The 19,806-nt window shown below is 70.4% G+C and carries 14 protein-coding genes and 1 pseudogene; 8 read left to right on the plus strand and 7 right to left on the minus strand.

The genetic code is table 11. The features are described 5' to 3' along the window. The first annotated feature begins 7 nt into the window (after positions 1-7). From OG507_RS21420 to OG507_RS21440, 5 genes are read left to right on the plus strand one after another with little or no spacing between them, the layout of a single operon-like run. Positions 8-301, plus strand: coding sequence for a PAAR domain-containing protein (locus tag OG507_RS21420; protein WP_327368813.1), 294 nt, complete (start codon positions 8-10; stop codon positions 299-301). Between the two features lie 6 nt (positions 302-307). Then, complete coding sequence (locus OG507_RS21425) at positions 308-721, plus strand: GPW/gp25 family protein (protein WP_327368814.1); 414 nt, start codon at positions 308-310, stop codon at positions 719-721. Then, complete coding sequence (locus tag OG507_RS21430) at positions 718-2,694, plus strand: putative baseplate assembly protein (protein ID WP_327368815.1); 1,977 nt, start codon at positions 718-720, stop codon at positions 2,692-2,694. The genes OG507_RS21425 and OG507_RS21430 overlap by 4 nt, the downstream gene beginning before the upstream one ends. A 50-nt stretch (positions 2,695-2,744) precedes the next feature. Further along, complete coding sequence (locus OG507_RS21435) at positions 2,745-3,278, plus strand: phage tail protein (protein WP_327372046.1); 534 nt, start codon at positions 2,745-2,747, stop codon at positions 3,276-3,278. Further along, positions 3,275-4,237 carry a discoidin domain-containing protein gene (locus OG507_RS21440; protein WP_327368816.1) on the plus strand — a complete coding sequence of 321 codons (963 nt, stop codon included), beginning with the start codon at positions 3,275-3,277 and terminating at the stop codon, positions 4,235-4,237. The genes OG507_RS21435 and OG507_RS21440 overlap by 4 nt, the downstream gene beginning before the upstream one ends. A gap of 32 nt (positions 4,238-4,269) precedes the next feature. On the opposite strand, the gene OG507_RS21445 is transcribed toward OG507_RS21440, so the two are convergent. The 6 genes from OG507_RS21445 to OG507_RS21470 all read right to left on the minus strand — a co-directional run bounded on the left by OG507_RS21445 (position 4,270) and on the right by OG507_RS21470 (position 11,723). Further along, positions 4,270-5,628: a diaminopimelate decarboxylase gene (locus OG507_RS21445; RefSeq protein WP_327368817.1), complete on the minus strand. Its 1,359-nt coding sequence runs from the start codon at positions 5,626-5,628 to the stop codon at positions 4,270-4,272. A 162-nt stretch (positions 5,629-5,790) separates the two neighbouring features. Further along, entirely contained in the window at positions 5,791-7,548 is a 1,758-nt protein-coding gene (locus tag OG507_RS21450; RefSeq protein ID WP_327368818.1) for a helix-turn-helix domain-containing protein, read from the minus strand. A gap of 52 nt (positions 7,549-7,600) precedes the next feature. Next, positions 7,601-8,836, minus strand: a complete 1,236-nt coding sequence (locus tag OG507_RS21455; protein ID WP_327368819.1) for a cytochrome P450 — start codon at positions 8,834-8,836, stop codon at positions 7,601-7,603. A 74-nt stretch (positions 8,837-8,910) separates the two neighbouring features. Beyond that, positions 8,911-10,305: an NAD(P)/FAD-dependent oxidoreductase gene (locus OG507_RS21460; protein WP_327368820.1), complete on the minus strand. Its 1,395-nt coding sequence runs from the start codon at positions 10,303-10,305 to the stop codon at positions 8,911-8,913. After that, the gene (locus tag OG507_RS21465; RefSeq protein WP_327368821.1) at positions 10,295-10,546 is read right to left on the minus strand and encodes a ferredoxin; all 252 of its coding nucleotides are present in this window, start codon (positions 10,544-10,546) and stop codon (positions 10,295-10,297) included. The genes OG507_RS21460 and OG507_RS21465 overlap by 11 nt, the downstream gene beginning before the upstream one ends. Before the next feature lie 103 nt (positions 10,547-10,649). After that, positions 10,650-11,723: an LLM class flavin-dependent oxidoreductase gene (locus OG507_RS21470; protein ID WP_327368822.1), complete on the minus strand. Its 1,074-nt coding sequence runs from the start codon at positions 11,721-11,723 to the stop codon at positions 10,650-10,652. A 923-nt stretch (positions 11,724-12,646) separates the two neighbouring features. On the opposite strand from OG507_RS21470, the gene OG507_RS21475 reads away from it, so the two are divergent. Further along, entirely contained in the window at positions 12,647-13,213 is a 567-nt protein-coding gene (locus OG507_RS21475) for a hypothetical protein (protein WP_327368823.1), read from the plus strand. Here OG507_RS21475 and OG507_RS21480 read toward each other — a convergent pair. After that, entirely contained in the window at positions 13,131-13,961 is an 831-nt protein-coding gene (locus tag OG507_RS21480; protein ID WP_327368824.1) for an IS5 family transposase, read from the minus strand. The two genes, OG507_RS21475 and OG507_RS21480, sit on opposite strands and share 83 nt — an antisense overlap. Positions 13,962-14,827: 866 nt before the next feature. Here OG507_RS21480 and OG507_RS21485 point away from each other — a divergent pair. Together OG507_RS21485 and OG507_RS21490 are read left to right on the plus strand one after the other, a co-directional pair. Beyond that, positions 14,828-15,025: pseudogene (locus OG507_RS21485) on the plus strand (DNA-binding protein); the annotation flags it as partial. A gap of 1,169 nt (positions 15,026-16,194) precedes the next feature. Then, on the plus strand, positions 16,195-19,749 hold the full coding sequence (locus OG507_RS21490) for a LamG-like jellyroll fold domain-containing protein (RefSeq protein WP_327368825.1): 3,555 nt from the start codon (positions 16,195-16,197) through the stop codon (positions 19,747-19,749). Positions 19,750-19,806: the final 57 nt, after the last annotated feature.

A 19,806-nucleotide genomic window follows, 5' to 3' on the forward strand; every position in this document is an offset into this window, starting at 1 on the left:
ACCCCCCATGTCAGCAGTCGCTGCGGCAGCCGCACGGGTCGGCGACCCCACCGGACACCCCGGCACCCTCGGCCCGCCCGGTGTTCCGTCCGTGCTCATCGGCGGCCTGCCCGCCGCGACGGTCGGCACCCCGCATCTGTGCGCGATGCCGCCGCCCGCGGTGCATCCGCCGTCCACGATCGCACCGCCCGGCAGCACCACCGTGCTGATCGGCGGGCAGCCCGCCGCCCGCGTCGGGGATCTGGCCGGCTGCGGATCGCCCGTCGTGTCCGGGTGCCCGACGGTGCTGATCGGAGGCTGAGCGGCCATGGGGCAGCAGTTCATCGGCGCGGGCTGGGCGTTCCCGCCGCGCACGGACGCCACCGGTTCCATCGCCCTGGTGCGCGGGGAGCACGAGCTGGAGGAGTCGATCCGGCTGATCCTGGCGACGTCGCCGGGCGAACGGCCCATGCGCCCGGAGTTCGGCTGCGCGGTCAACGACTACGTCTTCGCACCGGCGGACGCGGGCACGGCCGGGCAGCTCGCGTACGAGGTGCGTCTCGCGCTGGACCGGTGGGAGCCCCGGATCGAGGTCACCGAGGTCGTCGTCCGGTTCGACGAGGTCGACAACGGGGTCCTGTACATCGACATCGGCTACACCGTGCGGGGCGCCAACGACCCCCGGAACCTGGTCTTCCCGTTCTACGTGATCCCGCAGCACGAGGAGGTGGACGGCGCGTGACGCTGCCCAGCCCGCATCTGGACGACCGCCGCTTCCAGGGCCTGGTCGACGAGGCGAAACGGCTCGTCCAGCAGCGCTGCCCCGAGTGGACCGACCACAATGTGTCGGATCCCGGCGTGACCCTCATCGAGGCCTTCGCGACCATGGTCGACCAACTCGTCTACCGGGTGAACCGGGTTCCGGAGAAGAGCTATCTGACCTTCCTCGACCTGATCGGGGTCCGGCTCCACCCGCCCACGGCCGCCCGCACCGATGTGACGTTCCGGCTCTCCGCGCCACAGAGCGAGCCGGTACGGGTGCGGGAGGGCACGGAGGTGGCCACCGTCCGCACGGAGACCGAGGAAGCGGTCGTGTTCACGACCAGTCGCGAACTGTCCGTCGTACCTTGTGAGTTCGCCCATCTCGCCACCTGGCCCACGTCCGGCGACGCCGTCGACCGTACCGAGGAACTCACACTCGGCCGGGCCGTCCCCTGCTTCGACACCACGCCCGCGCCCGGAGACGCCCTCTACGTGGGCCTGTCCGCGGCCGTTCCTTCGGGCGTTGTCGTGCTGCGGCTGGACTGCGCGGTCGAGGGCGTCGGCGTGGACCCGCTGCGGCCGCCGCTGCTCTGGGAGGCCTGGGACGGCAGCGCCTGGACGGTCTGCGAGGTCGAGAAGGACGACACCGGCGGCTTCAACAGGTCCGGGGAGCTGATCCTGCACCTTCCGGAGGGACATACTCCGGCGGTCGTCGTGCGCCGGACCGGCGGCTGGCTGCGCTGCCGTCTGCTGGAGGCCGTCCCCGGGCAGCCCACCTACATGGCGTCTCCGGTGGTGCGCCGGATCACGGCGTTCACGATCGGCGCGACCGTCGGGGCCGTGCACGCCGAGACCGTGACCGACGAGGTGCTCGGCTCGGCCGAGGGCGTACCCGGACAGGCCTTCACGGTGAGCCGCCCGCCCGTCGTGCCCGGCGACTTCGTCGTCGAAGCCGCCGGGGGCGTCGAGGACGCCGCCCCGGCGGGGGGTCCGCAGGGCACGGAGTGGACCCGCGTCGACGACTTCGCGCACTCCGGCCCCGACGACCGGCACATCACGCTCGACCCCAACTCGGGGCGGGTCGAATTCGGTCCGGCGGTACGGGAGCGGGACGGCTCCATCCGCTACTACGGCGCGGTACCGCCGAAGGGCGCCACCGTACGCGTGCGCTCGTACCGCACCGGCGGCGGTCTGCGCGGCAATGTCGCCCGCTCCACGCTCCGGGTGCTGCGCAGCGCCATCCCGTACGTGGCCCGGGTCGAGAACCGGCGCCCCGCGCTCGGCGGAGTGGACGGCGAGACGGTGGACAGCGCACGGGTGCGCGGCCCGATGACGCTGCGGACCCTGCACCGGGCCGTCGTGCCGCACGACTACGAACTGCTGGCCCGCGAGGTCGCGCCCGACGCGTCCCGGGTGCAGTGCATCCCGGCCGGCGGGGACTCGGACGTCGAGGCGGGCGGGGTGCGGCTGCTCGTCGTACCGGCCGGACGCAGCGACGAGCAGGGCCGGATCCGGTTCGACGAGCTCATCCCGCCGCAGCACACCCTCGCCCTCATCGCGGGCCATCTCGACGAACGGCGGCCGATCGGCGCCCGGTTGGTGGTCGAACCGCCTTACTACCAGGGGGTCACCGTCGTCGCCTCGGTCCAGGCCCGCAGGGGCGTCGTGCTGGAACAGGTACGTGAGGAGGCGCTCGCGGCCCTGTACGGCTACTTCAACCCGCTGAGCGGCGGACCGGGCGGCCAGGGCTGGCCGTTCGGCCGGCCGGTCCAGTCGGGCGAGGCATTCGCCGTACTGCAGCAGGTGCAGGGGGTCGATCTGGTGGAGGACGTACGCCTCTTCCCCGCGGATCCCGTGACCGGGCAGCGCGGCGAACCCACCACCAAGATCGCACTGGACCGGCACGCGCTGGTCTTCAGTTACGAGCACCAGCTCCGGGTACGGGAGGCCTGACCGCCATGCGCGCAGCCGCGACCGCCACGAGCGGCACAGCCGCAACCTCCATGCGCACGGCCGTGACCGGCCTGCCGACACCGCACCCGCTGATCGAACAGCTCCCGGCCGTCTATCTGGAGCAGGACTTCCTGAGGCGGTTCCTCGCGGCGCTCGACGGCGTGCTCGCCCCGGTCCTGCTCTCCATCGACAATCTGCCCGCCCACCTCGACCCCCGCAGCGCGCCCGAGGACTTCCTCGCCTGGCTGGCCCAGTGGGTGGCCGTCGACATCAGCCCGGACCACCCGGCCGAGCAGCGGCGCGCGGCGGTACGGGGCGCGGTCGAGCGGCACAGCAGGCGCGGCACCCGGCGCGGTCTCGCGGAGGCGGTGTTCCTGGAGACGGGGATCGAGCCGGACATCGTCGAGAGCGGCGGCACGGCGTGGTCGTCGACGCCGCACACGCAGTTCCCGGGCGGCCCCCGGCCGTGGGTGACGGTCCGGGTCAGGGCCGCGCAGCCGTACCAGGTCGACCGGGTGCGGCTGGAGGAGCTGATCCGTACGGAGATTCCGGCGCATGTGGGCTTCGACCTGGAGGTCTCGTGATCTGTGATGCGTGCGGGCAGAGCAATGCGCCGGGGACGCAGTTCTGCACGTCGTGCCGGGCGTTCCTGGAGTGGGAGCCGCAGCCCGGGCCCCCCGTCACCACGGCCGCCCCGCGCCGCCCCGGTGACGAGCCGGACGAGTCGGTTCCGGGCCCCGAGGCGCTGCCCGACGTACCGCCGGACCCCACGCACACACCCCCGGCCCCGCCGCCCGCCCCGGCCGTCCGCTGCCCCAACTGCCGTACGGAGAACGCCGCGGACCGCACGTTGTGCATCCGCTGCGCGCTGGTCCTGGACCCGGGGCCGCCGCCCGCGGTCCGGCCTCCGTGGTGGCGCCGGATGCTCCGCCGACGACCGCGCCAGGCGCCCGCCGCCGGCACCCGGCCCAGGCGCCGGCTGTGGCGCCGCCCGGGCCTGGCGCTGCCGATCGTGCTGGTCGTGGTGGCGTGCGGCGTCTGGTTCGCCCTTCCTCATGTGCAGGGCTGGTTCGGGTTCGCCAAGGACGAGACCGGGACGCCTGAGGCGGTGGTGCCGACCCGGTTCCGGGCCTCCAGCACGGCCCCGGGACACCCGGCGGGCGCGGCGTTCGACGGCTTCAACAACCGCTACTGGGCGCCCTCGGCCGCAGGCCCCGACACGGGTGTGGGCCAGTACCTGGAGTGCGACTTCGAGCAGCCGGTACGGGTGCTGAAGCTGGTCGTCCTCTCCGGCACTTCGGCCAAGGCGGACGAGTTCCTCACCCAGGCCCGCCCGGCGCGGATCACCGTACTGCTCACCTCCGCCGACGGAAGCCGGGCCGTCAAGAAGATCAGGGTCAAGGACCAGCCGGGCCAGCAGACCTTCGACCTGCGCGGATCGGAGATCGTACGTGCCCGCCTCACGACGGACACCACCTATGGGGCGGGCCCCGGCCGCCGACTGGCCGTCGCCGAGGTCGAGTTCTTCGGCCGCAGGCCGTGATCGGGCCCGGGCCGTGACCCGTTTCGGTCCGCTCAGTCCGCGCGCAGGGCCACCAGCGCGCCCGCCTGTGCGAGGCCGCTCTCCTCGACGACCTCGCGCACGGTCTGCGCCTGGCGCACGAGTGCGAAGCGCACCCGCCCGTCGGCACCCGTCCGGTAGCCGTGCACGGCGGGCCGGGGCAGCGAGTTGTACGAGAAGTGCGACGAGAAGTAGTACGCCCCGGTGTCGTGGAGCGCCACCACGTCGCCGGGCTCGATGACCGGGAGCTCGCGCCCCGTCGCGGTCAGGTCCCCGGCGAAACAGCACGGGCCTGCGATGTCGACGATCTCGGTCGGGCCCTGCTTGGGGCGGCCTCCGGCGTCGAGCACTTCGATGCGCAGCGGCCAGGCGTCGGGCATGAACACCGTACGGGTGGCCGCCTGGGCGCCCGCGTGCGTGACCGCGATCGGCCGTCCCCCGGCCGTCTTGGTGTACTCGACGACCGTTGCGACGGTTCCGCTCTTGGCCAGCAGGGAGCGGCCGAACTCGGTGATCAGGGTGTAGCGCCCGTCGAAGAGACCGGGTACGGCCGCGCGGAGTTCGGCGACGTAATCGGCGTACGTCGGACGGTCGTCGTCGCTGTCGAAGTTGACGGGCAGGCCGCCGCCGATGTCGATCCCCGTGATCCGGGCGTGGCCCAGCCGGTCGTTGATGCGCTCGGCCAGCTCGTACGCGACGCGGATGCCCTGGGCCATGAGCGGCAGCGGGCAGCCCTGGGAACCGACGTGTGCGTGCAGACGGTCGAGCCACGGCCTGCGCACGAAGGCGTCGATCACGGCGTCGACGGCCCCGGGGTCGCGCAGCGCGACGCCGAACTTGGAGGTGGCCGTCGCGGTGCTCATCGCGCCGATGGCACCCGCACCGACCTGGGGGTTCACCCGAAGTCCGATGGGCCCGGCGGCAGGCCGCCCGGCCAGCAGGCGGTCGACGCGCGCCAGCTCCTGGAAGTTGTCCAGGTTGATCGCGATGCCGTGGGCGAGGGCGAACTCCAGCTCCTCGACGGTCTTCGCGGGGCTGTCGAAGACCAGCCGGTCGTAGGTGAACCCGGCCGCCAGCGCCTGTTCCAGCTCACCGGGCGAGGCCACCTCACAGCTCATCCCCGCCTCGGCGAGCAGCCGCAGCACGGGTACCAGGCCGCACGCCTTGGCGGCGAACGCGTGCCGTACCGGGGCGGGCCCTTGGAACGCCTCGTTCAGCGCGTCGACGGCGGCGAGCACCCCGTCCACGTCGAGGAGGCCCACCACGGGCGAGCGGGGGCCGAGCAGCCCGTCCTCGACGGCACGCGCGAGCGCCGCCGCCCGCCGGGCAGCGCGTTCCCGGGCTGCCGGGCGGGCCGCCGATCCGGACGTCATATGAACCACCACAACAACCCTCCACCTGCCACATCGGCTGTACGAACCGCCACGGACCGCTGCGGATCGCTTAGGACAGCTTCGACGCGGAGGGGAAGCCACGTCTTCCACCGACACGACGATGCCTGCCCGATTCCTTTGTCGCACCGGACAGCGGAACGATCAACGGCTGCTCGCCCCACGCGCCCTGCGGGCCGCGAACCGCAGCCCGATGTCCGCCAGGAGCCGCACGGCCGGGTCGGCGAGATCGACGCCGAACAACTCCCGGGCCCGGCCCAGCCGGTACCGCAAGGTGTTCGGGTGCACATTGAGGTGCCGCGCGGCCGTACCCGTATCGCCGAACGCGTCGAGATAGGCGGCGACCGAATCGCCGTACTGCGAACCGTGTACGCGGTCGTGCTCCACCATCGCGTGCACAGGCCCCGACAGGGTTTTCCACAGCGGCTCGACCCGGTCGAGCACCTGGAGCACCGAGGTGTCGGCGACGACCTCGGTGAACGCCGCCGCAGCCGACACCACCGCCGACCCCGTCTCCGCAGCCGGCAGCCCCGCGGCCCGCTCCCGCAACACCCGCACCACCAGCTCCGCGGCCTCCCGAGAAGCGGGCAGCCCCGACAGGTCCGCCGCCACAGGCCCGACGCCCGCGAACACCGCACCGCGCGGCACCGCGCGGGCCGTCGCCAGCAGGGTGCGCGCCGGATCGGCCTCACCGTCCCCCGCCGGGACCAGGACGTACAGCCGCCGCCCGGCCCGTGCGGTCACGCAGCCCGGCCGGTACGCGGCGGCCTGCAACGCGAGCACATCCAGCACCCGCTGCCCGGCAGTGGCGCCCGGGACCGCGGTGGAGGGCGCCCCGTTCTCGTACACCTCCGCGACCATCACCGCGTACGGCCGGTCCGCCGCGATCCCGGCATCGTGCGCAGACTGCGCCGCGTGCGGGGCCCCGCGCAGGAGCGCGTGCACCGCCCCCTCGCGCGCCCTGGCCGCGGCCCGGCCCCACGTCCGGTGGTGGGACAGATGCGGCACCGCCGCCCGGGCCGCCGTGCGCAGCGCCGCCGCCGCGCCCTCGGCGAGCGGCCGCCCGTCGGCGGCGGCCCAGATGGAGCCGAGCACCTCGGACCCGTGGCGCACGGCGATGGCCAGCCGCTCGGCGGACCGGTCGTCGGCGGGCCGGCGCACCACGTCGTCGGTGCTCCACAGCGCCTGGAAGAAGCCGCTCTCGCGCAGTTCGTCGACCCGCCAGCGGGGGACCTCCTGCCCGAGGATCGTCAGCCTGCGCATCGGATCGGGTTCGTGGTCCATCCGCGAGTACGCCAGTACCCGCGACTGCGGATCCTCGATCGTGATGGCGCCGCCGACCAGATCCGCGACCGTATTGGCCAGCCCCGGCAGATCGCCGAGCCGCAGCCCGCCCACCCCGTCGGGGCCGGCCGATCCGGTGGCAGCCCCGGCCGCGGCACTGTGCGCCAGAGCGGTCCGCAGCTGACCGAGCAGCTCCGTCCACCCCTGCCCCGGCCGCCGGGTCAGCAACGCCGTACGCCCCCGCTCGGCCGCCTCCACGAGCGCTGCCCGCGGCCCGCGACCGCCCCTCCGCATCACCACGGCCGCGGCCCCGGCCCGGTCGGCACCGCGCAGCACGTCGACAGCCTCGGGCGAGGCGACCTCCACCCCGACGGCGAGCAGGATCAGCCCGGAAGCCGCCGCCCAGGCATCGCCCTCCCGCTCCACCTGCTCCTCCCGCTCGTCGCGTTCCTCGCGTTCCTCGCGTTCCTCGCCCGGATCGTGCAGCACCACATCGGCCACCGGCACGCCGGTACCGCGCGGCGCCACGACGACATCGAGCATTCCGGGGGCGATCAGTCCGAGGATCCGCTCCAGCGAGGGACCGGTGTCGCGCCGGTCCGGTTCATGCGTCGGCATGCGCCCATCATGGTCGCCGGTTCCCGGCCGGTGCCACGGCTGCCGTAACTGCCTATGCGCGCAGTCCGTCGAAGGCGACGTTCAGATGCCGGGGACCGCGCAGCACGGCGTTCTGCCGGTACGGAGGCGGGTCCTCCACCAGGCGGGGGTTGTCGAGCCTGCGGGCGAGCGCGGTCAGGGCGAGCTGCGCCTCCAGGCGGGCGAGGGGCGCGCCGAAGCAGTTGTGGATGCCGCTGCCGAAGCCGAGGTGCTGGTTGTCCTTGCGGTCGGGGTCGAAGCGGTCGGGGTCGGTGAACCGCTGCGGGTCCCGGTTGCCGGAGGCCAGGACGAGCCAGACGGAGGCGCCCTTGGGGATGGTGACGCCCGCGATGTCGATGTCCGCGAGGGTGGTGCGCTGCGGCAGCAACTGCACGGGGGGCTCGAAGCGCAGGAGTTCCTCCACGAGCGGGACGGCCAGCTCGGAGTCGTTCCGCAGCCGTTCGAGGACGTCGGGGTTGCGCAGCAGGGTGAGCGTCCCGTTGGTGATGAGGTTGACCGTGGTCTCGTGACCGGCGATCAGCAGCAGGGCGGCGGTGGTGATCACTTCCATCCGGGTCATCTGCCCGTCCTCGCCGTGCTGGGTGACCAGCGCGGAGAGCATGTCGTCGCCGGGTGCGGCGCTGCGCTCGTCGATGAGCGCGGACAGATACTTCGCCAGTTCGGTACGGGCCTGCTGGGTGACGCGGCGCCGCTCGCCCGCGTCCTGGTCCGGGTCCGGGTCGAGACCGGCGGCGATGGTGTCGGCCCAGGAGTGGAAGAGCGCCTCGTCCTCGCGCGGAATCCCGAGCAGCCGACAGATCACGGTCACGGGGAAGGGGTACGAGAAGTCGTCGACGACGTCGACCTGGTTGCGGTCCCCGAAACCGTCGACGAGGTCGGAGACGATCCGGGTCAGTTCGCCGCGCATGTTGTGGATGCGCCGGGGGGTTTCCGGCGGCCCGAACGGGCGCATCGTCATCCGGCGCAGCCGGTCGTGCTCGGGAGGGTCGAGCCTCAGGAAGGCGGGCGGCAGGGCCGAGGCCTCCTCCTCCTCAAGGAGGGTGCCCGCGGCGCCGGGGGAGAGGTTGCGGGCGTCCGAGCTGATCCGCGGATCGTGCAGCAGACTCTTGATCTCCCAGTACGTGCTGACGACGAACAGCTCGTCCCCCTCCTGGCGCACCGGTTCCTTGCGGAGCTCGGCGTACAGCGGGTAGGGGTCGGCGCGGTTGGCGTAGTCGGTGATCTGCCGCAGGAGCGTGTCGTGCGTCATGGTGGCGTCCTTGCTGGGCGTGGCGTGGGACAGCGGGCTTCCGTTCCGCGGTCGGAACCGTGCGGGTTCCGCGGTCAGAACCGTGCGGGGGTGAAGGTGATCTGCTGATCGGTGGGCGAGTAGCCGCTCACGGTGACGGACGGCCCGTGGGTGGGCAGCGAGGGGTCCGGGAATTCGGCCGGGACCGGCCGCAGACCTTCGGGACGGCGGTCCACCGAGGAGTAGTCGGGCGGGAACGGCGCGGCCGATTCGATCTGCCGCTGGTAGAACTCCAGCCACTTCGTCTGGTCGAAGGTGACCGCGGCGATCACGCGCCCCTGGTAGCCGTACACGCAGGTGAAGCGGCGGTCGGAGAGCGACCCCTGGGCGACGATGATCTCCTCGCCTAGGGACGGGACGCCGACGGACTTGATGTTGACCCCGAACTGGGTGGACCAGAAGGCCGGCACCCACAGGTGCGGGCGGCGCTCCGAGCTGCTGCTGATCATGTTGTGGGCCGCGGTCTCGGCCTGCGCGACGGCGTTGCCCCAGTGTTCGAGGGACAGGAACTGGTACCCGAAGAGCGCGTGCGGGGACCGTGCGACGTCTCCGGCGACGAAGACGTCGTCGGTGACGATGCCGCGGACGTCGAAGGCCCGGCATCCGGCGTCGCAGGCGATACCGCGCGGTCCCGCGCCGAGCCCGGATCCGGCCAGCCACTCGGTGTTCCGCTTCGCGCCGAGCGAGACCACCGCGACATCCGTGTCGAGGGTGGTGCCGTCGGACAGATGGGCGCGCCGCAGGCGTCCCGCCGAGTCGCCCTCCAGGCCCGTGACCATGATCCCGCAGCGCAGGTCCACGCCCTGCTCGCGCTGCACCTCTGCGGCCACCCGGCCGATCACACCGCCGAGCGCGCCCACGAGGGGCGCCGGGCCGCGTTCGGCGACGGTCACCGCCAGCCCGCGCTCGCGGCAGGCCGAAGCGATCTCGGAACCGGTGAATCCGGCGCCGATGACGAGCACCCGGCGGGGAGATGCCGCCAGCCGCCGCTGCAGATGGGCCGCGTCGTCGCTCGTACGCAGGACGAAGACCCCGTCCAGTGCGGCCTCGCTCTCGTGCGGCCAGGGCCGGGCGTGGACACCGGTGGCGATCAGCAGCCGGTCGTACTCCACCTCGTCCCCGTCGGCCAGCCGCACCCGCCTGGCCGCCATGTCCAGCCCGGTGGCGGCGACACCGAGCCGCCAGTGCGCATCGATCTCCCGGCGCCGGGGCAGCGCGGTGCGGTCGGCGGTGGCGTGCCCGAGCAGCACCTGCTTGGAGAGCGGTGGCCGGTCGTACGGTTCGTGGGGCTCGTCGCCGATCAGCGTGAGCGAACCGGTGAAGCCTTCCTCGCGCAGGGTCTCCGCAGCCCGGAGACCGGCCAGGGAGGCGCCGACGATCACGATCCGGCCCTCGCGCCTCAGCCACTCCAGAGCCTTGTCACCGGACACCGGACAACCCTTCCCGTACGCCGTCTTCTTCCGCCGCGTCCGCCGTATCACCCAGGTCGTCCACCAGGATCGCCTGCACCGGACACGCGGTGGCGGCGCGCATCACCTGCTCCCGCTGCGTCCGGTCGGCATGCGGGTTGTACAGCAGCGCCTCGTCACCGTGCATGGTGAAGACATCGGGTGCGAGGAAGGCGCACTGTGCGTACCCCTGACACCGGTTGAGATCGACGACAAGCCTCATCAAGTGGCCGCCCTTCCAGTAGTGCTCCCGGCTCAGCCTGCGAGCAGTGCCGCGGTTCCGCGAGCAGGGGCGGCCAATGGGGTCACGGGCGGTCCGTACGGCGTCAGGCGGATGCAGGAGACGTACGAGGGGGCTGCCGGCCGAGAGCGGGTGCGAGCCCGGTGGCGATGTCGGTGAGGATCTGGACGTAGTCGTCGTGGTCGAAGGAGAAGGGCAGCGCGAACGCGACCTCGTCGACCTCCCGGAAGGCGGCCTGGGCCTGCAGCCGTTCGGCGATCTCGGTGGAGGTCCCGACGAGATCGGGCGCGAACATCATGCGGGCCGGCCCCTGCGGCGTGGCGGTGCGTGGCAGCCGCTTCAGGGCGTACTCCTCGTACTTCGCACGCTGCCGCGCCGAGGCGTTGTCGGTGGGGATGACGACCAGCCCGTGGGAGACGCGGGCACGCTCGCCGTCGGGGTGACTGTCGCGGAAGGCCCGGATGTGCGAGAGCTGGATCCCGGCGAAGTCCTCGGACTCCTCCGCCTTGACGACGCTGCTGGTCAGGAAGTTCATGCCCTGCTCACCCGCCCAGCGGGCCGACCGCAGACTGCCGCCCCCGTACCACATCCGGCGGGCCAGGCCGGGGGAATGGGGCTGGACGCGGTCGGAGTACGCCTCGAAGCCCTCCGCACCGCTGAAGTCGGTGGCAGGCTCCCCGCGCACGAACGACAGGAGCCGTCGCACCCGCTCGTAACTGAAGTCCTCGGCATCGGCGGTGTCGGGGTGGAGCGCCTGCTTCACCCGCTCGTAGTGCATCGGCGGCCCGACGCTGACCCCTGGGTTGAGACGCCCCCCGGACAGGATGTCGACGGTCGCCAGATCCTCGGCCAGCCGCAACGGGTTCTCCCAGCCCAGCGGAATGACCGCGGTGCCCAGCTGAATGCGGCTGGTGCGCTGGGAGGCCGCCGCCAGCACGGTGAGGGGGGAGGAGATCCCGTACTGCAGATGCCGATGCCGCACCCACGCACTGTCGAAGCCCAGCCGCTCCCCCAGCTCGATGATCGACAGCGTCGACTCGTGCCCCGGCCGCGGATCGGCCCCGTCGAACAGCCCGATGGTCAGAAAGCCCAGCTTCCGCAACGGCTTTGGGTTCGAGTTCGGGCTCGGATTCGGGTTCGGGTTCGGGTTCGGCGACACGGTATTCCTCCAATGTCCACGGCATGCCCTGGCGTACACCAGCGGTGCTCCGATTGTCGCTGGTTCAGCGACCGGATGATCAGCGCGTGGGCGGGGCTCCACCGCGACGGGGGCGGCCCTGAACACCGAGATGGCCACCGAGCGGCGCGAGTGCGCCCGGGACAAGTGGATCCGGTGGAACCTGGCGGCGAGGGTGGACACGGCCGGCGGCACCTGGCCGAACTGGACGCCCGTGCCGCTCGCATCCTGCGAGGTGACATCCACTGACGGGCGGGCGCGGTCGGTCGGAGTTTTGTCAAGAAAAAGCCGGAAAACTCTTGACCCGTGACAAATAGGGAGGAGAATCTTCAATACACCAGAAAACCAGAGCGAGCCGCACCATCGGTGAAGACGTTCGCCGATCCGAGTGACCCCCTCGTTGGCTCTGGCCAGGCCCCCGGCAGCCCCACTCGTTCTCGGAGTTTTCAACGACGATTGAAAACTCATGGAACTGAGACGGACTACCGGGGACTGCATGTGTGCATGTGCGTCGAGACGCCGTTCATGCTCGCTCGGCCGACGGCCGTAGGCGGATGGACAGCACGCCCCCGGTCCGCCATGCTCCCTTGGCGATGATGCGCCAGCGGTGGCTGCGTCGTGTGAGGGGGTATTGGTGGAGCAACCGCAGGTCGAGGCCGTGCCCCCGGAGCGCATCCGATACCGGTTGACGCGTCTGCAACGCGTACTGCCTGTTCTGCCCCTCGTTGTCGTCGTCGTGGGCGCGAATGTCGTGGACTGGTTGACCTGGAAGCCTGCCGGGGCTGAGTGCGTTGTGGCAAAGGGAATCCCTGTTCGATGAGCGGGGACTTCTTCGTGTGCGGGGCATGGCCGTGGAGGGGTAGGGGCAGGCAGCGGGCGGCTTGTTGTTGATCGAGGAGGTTGTGATGCCGTCGGTGCTGGGGTTGATGGAGCGGCGTGAGGCGCGGGCGAGGCAGGAGCTGGAGTCCTGGACGGAGGTCCTCGAGCAGGCTCAGGCGGAGGTGGATGCCGCGCGGGAGCGGGTCGAGCGGGCCCGGGTGGGGTGTGAGGAGCTGGTGTCGGTGCTGGCCGAGGAGAGCGCGGTGGATACGCCGGTTTCTGTGCTGTCTGGTGGTGAGGTGGCTGCCGCTGGGGGACCGAACGGTTCAGGCCCGGTGCATGGTGGGCGGCCGCCGGTGTGGCGGCCGGGCATCGGTGAGGAGGTGCTCAGCGGCGTGTATCGGGAGGTGTTCGCCGCGGTGGTGGCCGCTTCGGGGCCGGTGAACGGGGTGGAGCTGACCCGGGCGGTGGGCCGGGAGGCGGAGATCAAGAACGAGGTGGAGAAGATCCGTCACCGTGCCAACGTGCTGGAGAAGCGGGGCTGGCTGCTGCGGGCGGAGGACGGGCGGTTCACGCCGGCGCCGGGAGCAGTCGCTCGGGACGCTTCTCCGGCCAGCGCGGAGCGTCTGCGGCCAGGCGCCTCGACAGCCTGATCACGGCGGCCCACCACACCATCTGCTGGTGGTGATCGGGGCGGCGTTCGTGGTCGCGGTTGAGGCGGCGTGAGCGGGAGAGCCAGCTCAGCGTTCGCTCCACCACCCACCTGCGGGCCAGTACGACAAATCCGCGTTGTCCGTCGGACCGGCGCACGACCTCGACGCGCACCCCGTGGCGGGCGAACGCCTTCGCCAAGGCCGGACCCTGGCAGGCACTGTCGACCCACACCAGCTTCAGCAGCCGGCCCGGCTGTTCCATGAACGTCTCCAGCAGCGCCGGGGCGGCCTTGGAGTCATGCACATCGGCCGTGGTCACGGTCACCTCCAGGAGCAGGCCCTCTGTGTCGGTCAGGACGTGGCGCTTGCGGCCGTCACATGACTTGCCCCCGTCGTATCCGCGACTGTCCTCACCGACGGTTTCGGAGGCGTCCACCGACTGACTGTCGATGATCCCCCCACTGGGCTCGGCGTTGCGGCCCGTGCGTTCCCTCGCCGAGCGTCGCAGGCGTTCGTACAGCTCACGCACGTAGTCGTAGGACCGCCAGCGGCGGAAGAAATCGTAGACCGCCCGCCAGTACGGGAAGTCGACCGGCAGAGCCGTCCACTTCACACCGTTGTCGACGAGGTAGCGCACCGCGTCGAGCATCTCGCGATGGCAAAACGCCTCCGGACGCCCGCCCCGCTTCAGGAGCCAGGCCGGCACCGGCATCACGGAGCGGACCTCGGCCCACTCCGCGTCCGTCATGTCACTCGGATAGCAGCCTGCCCGCCGCCCCGCAGCGATCGAACCGAACCGGTGCACGTAGCAGTCACACCCAAGGGTGACCGCAGTGGACGCAGGCACAGCAGAGATGGTCAACTCGTCCGACAACGGGCCTCCTTGCTCGTGACCGGCCTCAACAACCACGTCACTACCAAGGGGCCCGTTTCTTCATACCCACGACCACACCGGCATCCCTGTCCGAATGATCACCCGCACCGCAGGCTTCGAACGAGATCCGGTTTGCCACAACGCACTGAGATGGCCAAGTTGTTGGGTATGTGGGTCCCCGCGTTGTTCGTATTGCTGATCGTCGGGTGGCACTCCGGCGTCACTCTCACGGAGTCGACGGCCATCGTGCACGGCCTTCGCCGTCGAACCATCCAGTGGTCGAACGTCCAGGTCATCCGCGTCGAACGTTCCCAGGGGACCCGGACCGTGGTGATCTACGAAACGGGTGGCCGCCGTACTCGCCTGCGGGCACCGATCACCGGGTTCCTCTGCGGGGATCGCGGGTTCGAGGAGAAGTTCCACACCATCGGCAGGTGGTGGCTGGATCGTCGTGGCCCGGATTGGGTTCCTGTCCCGCTTCCGGGGGCGCAGTGGGGTGGCCCACGAGTGCCCGACGGGAACTCCTTCACCTCCCCCGCGTAGCCGGCGGCGGGTCCACGCGCCATCGGGCGGGTCCATGCCCGGACAGCGGACGCAAGGCCGATCGCGGCTTGCTGCCAACTCGCCACGATCGCAGCCCAGTTGACGATGTTCGCAGGCTTGCTGTGAACACGTACCACGTGGTCTATGTTGCTCTCTCAACTGCGTGTAGTTGGCATCGCATCAACCGCGTGCGGATCGTGCACATCGGTGACGAGGAGGCCGAGGCCGCCTCGGCCATGCTGATCAATGCCGGGCTTCATGGTCACAAATACGCCATCGACGCCGCCGTGGCCGAGATGGCGCTTCGACAGAGCCGCCCGGTCGTCATGCTCACCTCGGACATCGACGAGATGGCGAAACTCTGCGGCGACAGAGTGCGCCTCGCCGCAGAGTAGCCGACGCCCAAGAACCTGACGTCGGCATGTGAGCTCGGTCCGTACGTCTTGTCTCAGCGCGGCGTAGCGGGGTCGGTGAACCAGTCGGTAGGGCCCGGATCCGTGAACGGTGGCGTGGCCGGACGGCTCGTCCTGAACCGAGACGGACAACGTCGAAGGGCCCCACCGCAAGGGGTGGGGCCCTTCGACGTATTGCCCGGTGAGAGCAATGGCGGAGGATACGAGATTCGAACTCGTGAGGGGTTGCCCCCAACACGCTTTCCAAATGTTCGTCCGGGTGTTCGGGGCGGCCCGTCAACGTCCTGACCTGGGCCGAGAGGGCCCGATGGAAGCACCCAGGACGCCTCTGAACAGAGGCGAATGCAACCCAAACTGCAACCCTCGGGGGTGCCGGTGGTCCACGCTTCTGGCACCTGCGCCACCTGGCCGATCACCATAACCCCACCGAAACCGGCTCCTTCAGCGGACCACAGCCACCGCAGTACCCAAGGCCCACGCATTACGAGTGGGATCGAATCCCTGGGCCTGGGTGCTCGTTCGTGCTGGGTGGTGCTGTCCTTGCAGGTCAGTGCTGCCCAGCATGATCTTCGGTACTGGCCGTGACGGCTGCTGTTCGGCTATCCGCTCACGCATCGCTCACGCGCGGATGTTCCCGACCGGCGTTGCGTAGGCTCTTGCCGCAGCGCTCTCCAGTTCCAGTCGCGGGACATGGGTGGCGTCATGGAGGACGAGCCGCGCGTCGGTGCCGCCGAGAGGCTTCCGCCTGCGGCCGGGTCTTCTCCCTTCATCCGGTGCTCGCATGCTCGTCACGGTCGGCCGCCTGCCTGGCCGGGGTCGGCACCAGGAGCCAAAGGACCAGCAACTTGCGCACCCTTCGCCGGGTGCAGGAGTAGCTCTTATGGAAGCGCCGCCCAGATGCAGCCACACTGCACCACTGCCCCCTTCGGTCACAGATTCATCACACAACGTTTCCATTCTCATGTGCATGGCAAAAATTGCGCCAAGCAAAAGTCATGACTGGGTCGTGAACTTGGGGTGGGGTTGTGAGCTTGAGACGGGGGCGCCGTGCTGGCGGCGTGCACGGAAGACCGATACGGACGCTGGGTTCGGCTGTGGCTGCGGCGGCAGTTTTGGCAGCTCTGCCTGCTTGGGGGCCGGTTTCCCAGGCGGTGGCGGACGAGGCCCAGCCATCGCTGTCGGAGGGGCAGAAGGCGCTCGCCGAGGCGCAGGAGTCGGGGAAGCGGGTCGAGGTTACGGGAGAGCGGTCGGAACGTACGACGGTTTTCGCCAACCCGGACGGTTTCACCTTCACGCTGGAGGAGTCTGCGGTTCCCGTGCGGGTGCCCACGGTGGGTGGGGGCTGGCAGGCGCCGGACGCCACCTTGGAGGTCCGTGGGGACGGCACGGTGGTGCCGAAGGCCGCGGCGGTCGAGATGGAGTTCTCCGGCGGTGGGGACGCCGAGCCGCTGGTGAAGATCTCCGATCGGGGACGGTCGCTCCAGTTGGGTTGGCCGGGCAAGCTCCCCGAGCCGGAGCTGGACGGGGCCAGCGCGGTGTACGCCGACGTGCTTCCGGGCGTTGATCTGAAGGTCACGGCATCTATGGAGGGGTTCCGTCATGTGCTGGTGGTGAAGTCTCCTGAGGCTGCGGCTCAGGAGGAGCTGAAGCAGGTCGACTACTCGTTGAAGGCGACCGGCCTGAGTCTGCTCAAGGGGAAGGCGGGCAATCTCACAGCGATCGACGACGACGGAAACCGTGTCTTCCGGGCTCCGCCCGCCCAGATGTGGGACTCCGCCGGCACGGCATCCGGTGCGCAGCCGATGTCCCTGGCGGCAGCCTCGGACGTTGAGGGCTCGGATCCCGCCGAGGTGGGTGCGTCTTCCGCGGAGGGCGCTGAACCTGGCGCGGGGGACACCGTTACCACGATGGATGTGAAGGTCTCCGACGACGCGCTGACGGTGATCCCGGACGCGGAGATGCTGGCCGGGACGGAGGCTTCGGCGTTTCCGCTGTACATCGACCCGACGGTGACCTGGGGCGAGTCCGAGCGGACGCTGCTGCGCAGTGACGGCTATGAGTCGTACGGCTGGGGCAACGGGGACGACGGCCTGGGCAAGGGTGCGGGCAAGTGCGGTACGTGGAGCGGCTATTACTGCGGGCCGGGGTATGTGCAGCGGCTGTACTTCGAGTTCTCGCCGGCGAGCCTGAAGGGCAAGCAGGTCCTGGACGCCACGTTCCGGGTGACCGAGCCGTGGGCGTTCCAGTGCGATCCGCGCTGGGTGGATCTGGTGCGCACGAACAATATCTCCTCCTCCACCACCTGGTCCTCGCGGCCCAAGGCGCTTGACCTGATGGGGGACCGGCATGTGTCGGCGGGTCGCGGCTCGCTGTGCGATCCGAACTCCCCCGATGCGCCAATCGAGTTCAACGACAACCCGGAGGAGACGAACGAGAACCTGACGCCGACGGTTCGGAGCTTCGCGGCGGGTAAGTTCTCCCGGCTCACGCTGGAGGTCCGGGCGAAGGACGAGTCGGACACCAGCGCGTGGAAACGGTTCAAGAACGATGCCGTGCTGGCGGTCGACTTCGTCGGCCTGCCTGCCAAGCCCACGAGCATCGGCCTGGTGACCGGCTCGGGCACGGTGTGTGAGACGGCCGAGTCGGACCCTGCGGTCGTCTCCGACCCGACCCCGTCCCTGACGGCGACGGCGCAGACCGCGTCGGGCGGTGAGAAGGACGCTCAGTTGCGGGTCTACTTCGACCTTGACCACAAGAACAGCGACAGCACGTGGTCGGACACCACGGCGGGCAACGGTGATCTGAGCCCCTCCACCGGGTATGTGGGCGACGGTGTGAAGCTGACCAAGTCCTGGTCGACGCTGACCGAGGGCAAGTTGTACCGGTACCGGGCCTGGGTGCGTTCGTACTACAACAGCGGCGGCAGCTACCTCTCGGGGCCGTCGAACGCCTCGACGACCGGCTGGTGCTACTTCAAGGTCGACCCGACCGCACCCAAGGCCCCGAAGATCACCGTAGGCAGCCCGTACTCCGCCTGCATCGACACGACATGTGCGGCCGGAGGCGGTCCTGGCCAGAAGGGAACCTTCAGCTTCGCCCCGGCCACGGGTGACTCGAACAACGCCTACCAGTACAAGCTGTCCTCCGCGGACGCCTGGTCAACGGCGATCAACGGATTGACCGTGTCGAAGGACATCACGCCCGACCGCTCCGGCACATACAGCCTGTATGTGCGGGCGAAGGACAGCGTGGGTCGCTGGGGTGCGCAGAACGTGGTGGACTTCCTCGTCGCCGCGGGTGAGGGACCGGTCGGCCGCTGGCACTTCGGCGAGGCGAGCGGAGTCGCCGTCGACTCAGCCACTTCCGACGGTAACGACGACGCGGTTCTGGGCGGCGGTGCCGTGCGCGATGACCGAGGGCGGCGCGGACTGATCACACACGACGCCGAGGGACAGCCTCTGGAGGACGCGATCACGGACAAGGGGCTGTCGCTGAACGGCAGCACTGCCTACGCGGCGACCAGCGGGCCGGTGCTTGAGACCCGGTCGGCGTTCACAGTGTCGGCGTGGGTCCGGCTGGAGCGCGACGACCGCAATGCAGCAGTGCTCTCAACGAAAGACAGTGTCAGCAGCCCGTTCACCCTGGAGTACTCGGCCAGCAAGAAGACCTGGTTCTTCGGCATCCGCCAGCCGGGCCAGACCGACTGGTACTACGGCCAGTACGCTTACTATCCGGCGCAGGTCGGCGTATGGGCGCACCTGGCGGGTACCTACGATGCGGCGACCGGCGAGCTCATGCTCTATGTGGACGGCCGACGACAGTACAACGGGCAGACCGTGGAGGGTTCATACCCGTCGACTGCGCCGCTCGACTTCGGCCGACACCAGTACAGCTCCGGTCCCGGCATGTACTTTCAGGGCTCGATCGACGAAGTCGCTGTCTGGCAGCGAGTCCTGACGCACGAGGAGATCGCGGACGAGACACGGCTGTTGGTCTCGGAGAAGTTCGCCGGCGTGGAGTTGGTGGCTGACTGGAACGCCGCTCGGGGAAGCGGAACGACCGTGGCGGACACCACGTCCGGCTACGGCAGGAGTCTGACCCTGGCTGGCGGCGCCGCCCTCAGCGACGAGGCCATCGTCCTGGACGGAGTGGATGACGCGGCCACGGCCCCGGGCCCGCTGGTGTACGACCATGCCCCCTTCACCGTGTCCACGCTCGTCGAGCTGGACTCCACGAAGTTGCTGAGCAAGGACATCGGATACACCGGCCAGGTCCTGGGCCAGCGTACGGAAGATGGCTCGGCCTGGGGCTTCTGGTACGAGCTGACCGGTAAGGACACGGTCCTGGATGAGGAAACGCTGGAGGAGACCACGATGCCGGTCGGCGTCTGGCACTTCGGTCGCCTGAACGCTGACGGGACCTTCTCATCCGTCGTCTCCGATGAAGTGGCTGCTCTGGACAGCCCGGTGCGGCTGACCGGCATCTACGACTCGCTGTACGGCACGATCAGCCTCTATCTGGGCTACGGGCAGAACGGCGACGCGAAGGCGTTCACCGTCCAGCTGGGCACCGGGGAGTTCGCTATCGGCAAGGGCTTCACCGACGGCACATGGCGGCACTACCTGCCCGCCCGTGTCTCTGAAGTGCGCCTGTGGGCAGGGGCGATGGCGAGCCCGGAGCAGGTCGAGGTCCGCGTAGGCGACTGACCTTCACGGAGGGGCGGTGCGGCGCTGCCGTTGCAGCGCCGCACCGAAGCACCACGG

It is taken from the genome of Streptomyces sp. NBC_01217 (assembly GCF_035994185.1).
GTDB lineage: Bacteria > Actinomycetota > Actinomycetes > Streptomycetales > Streptomycetaceae > Streptomyces.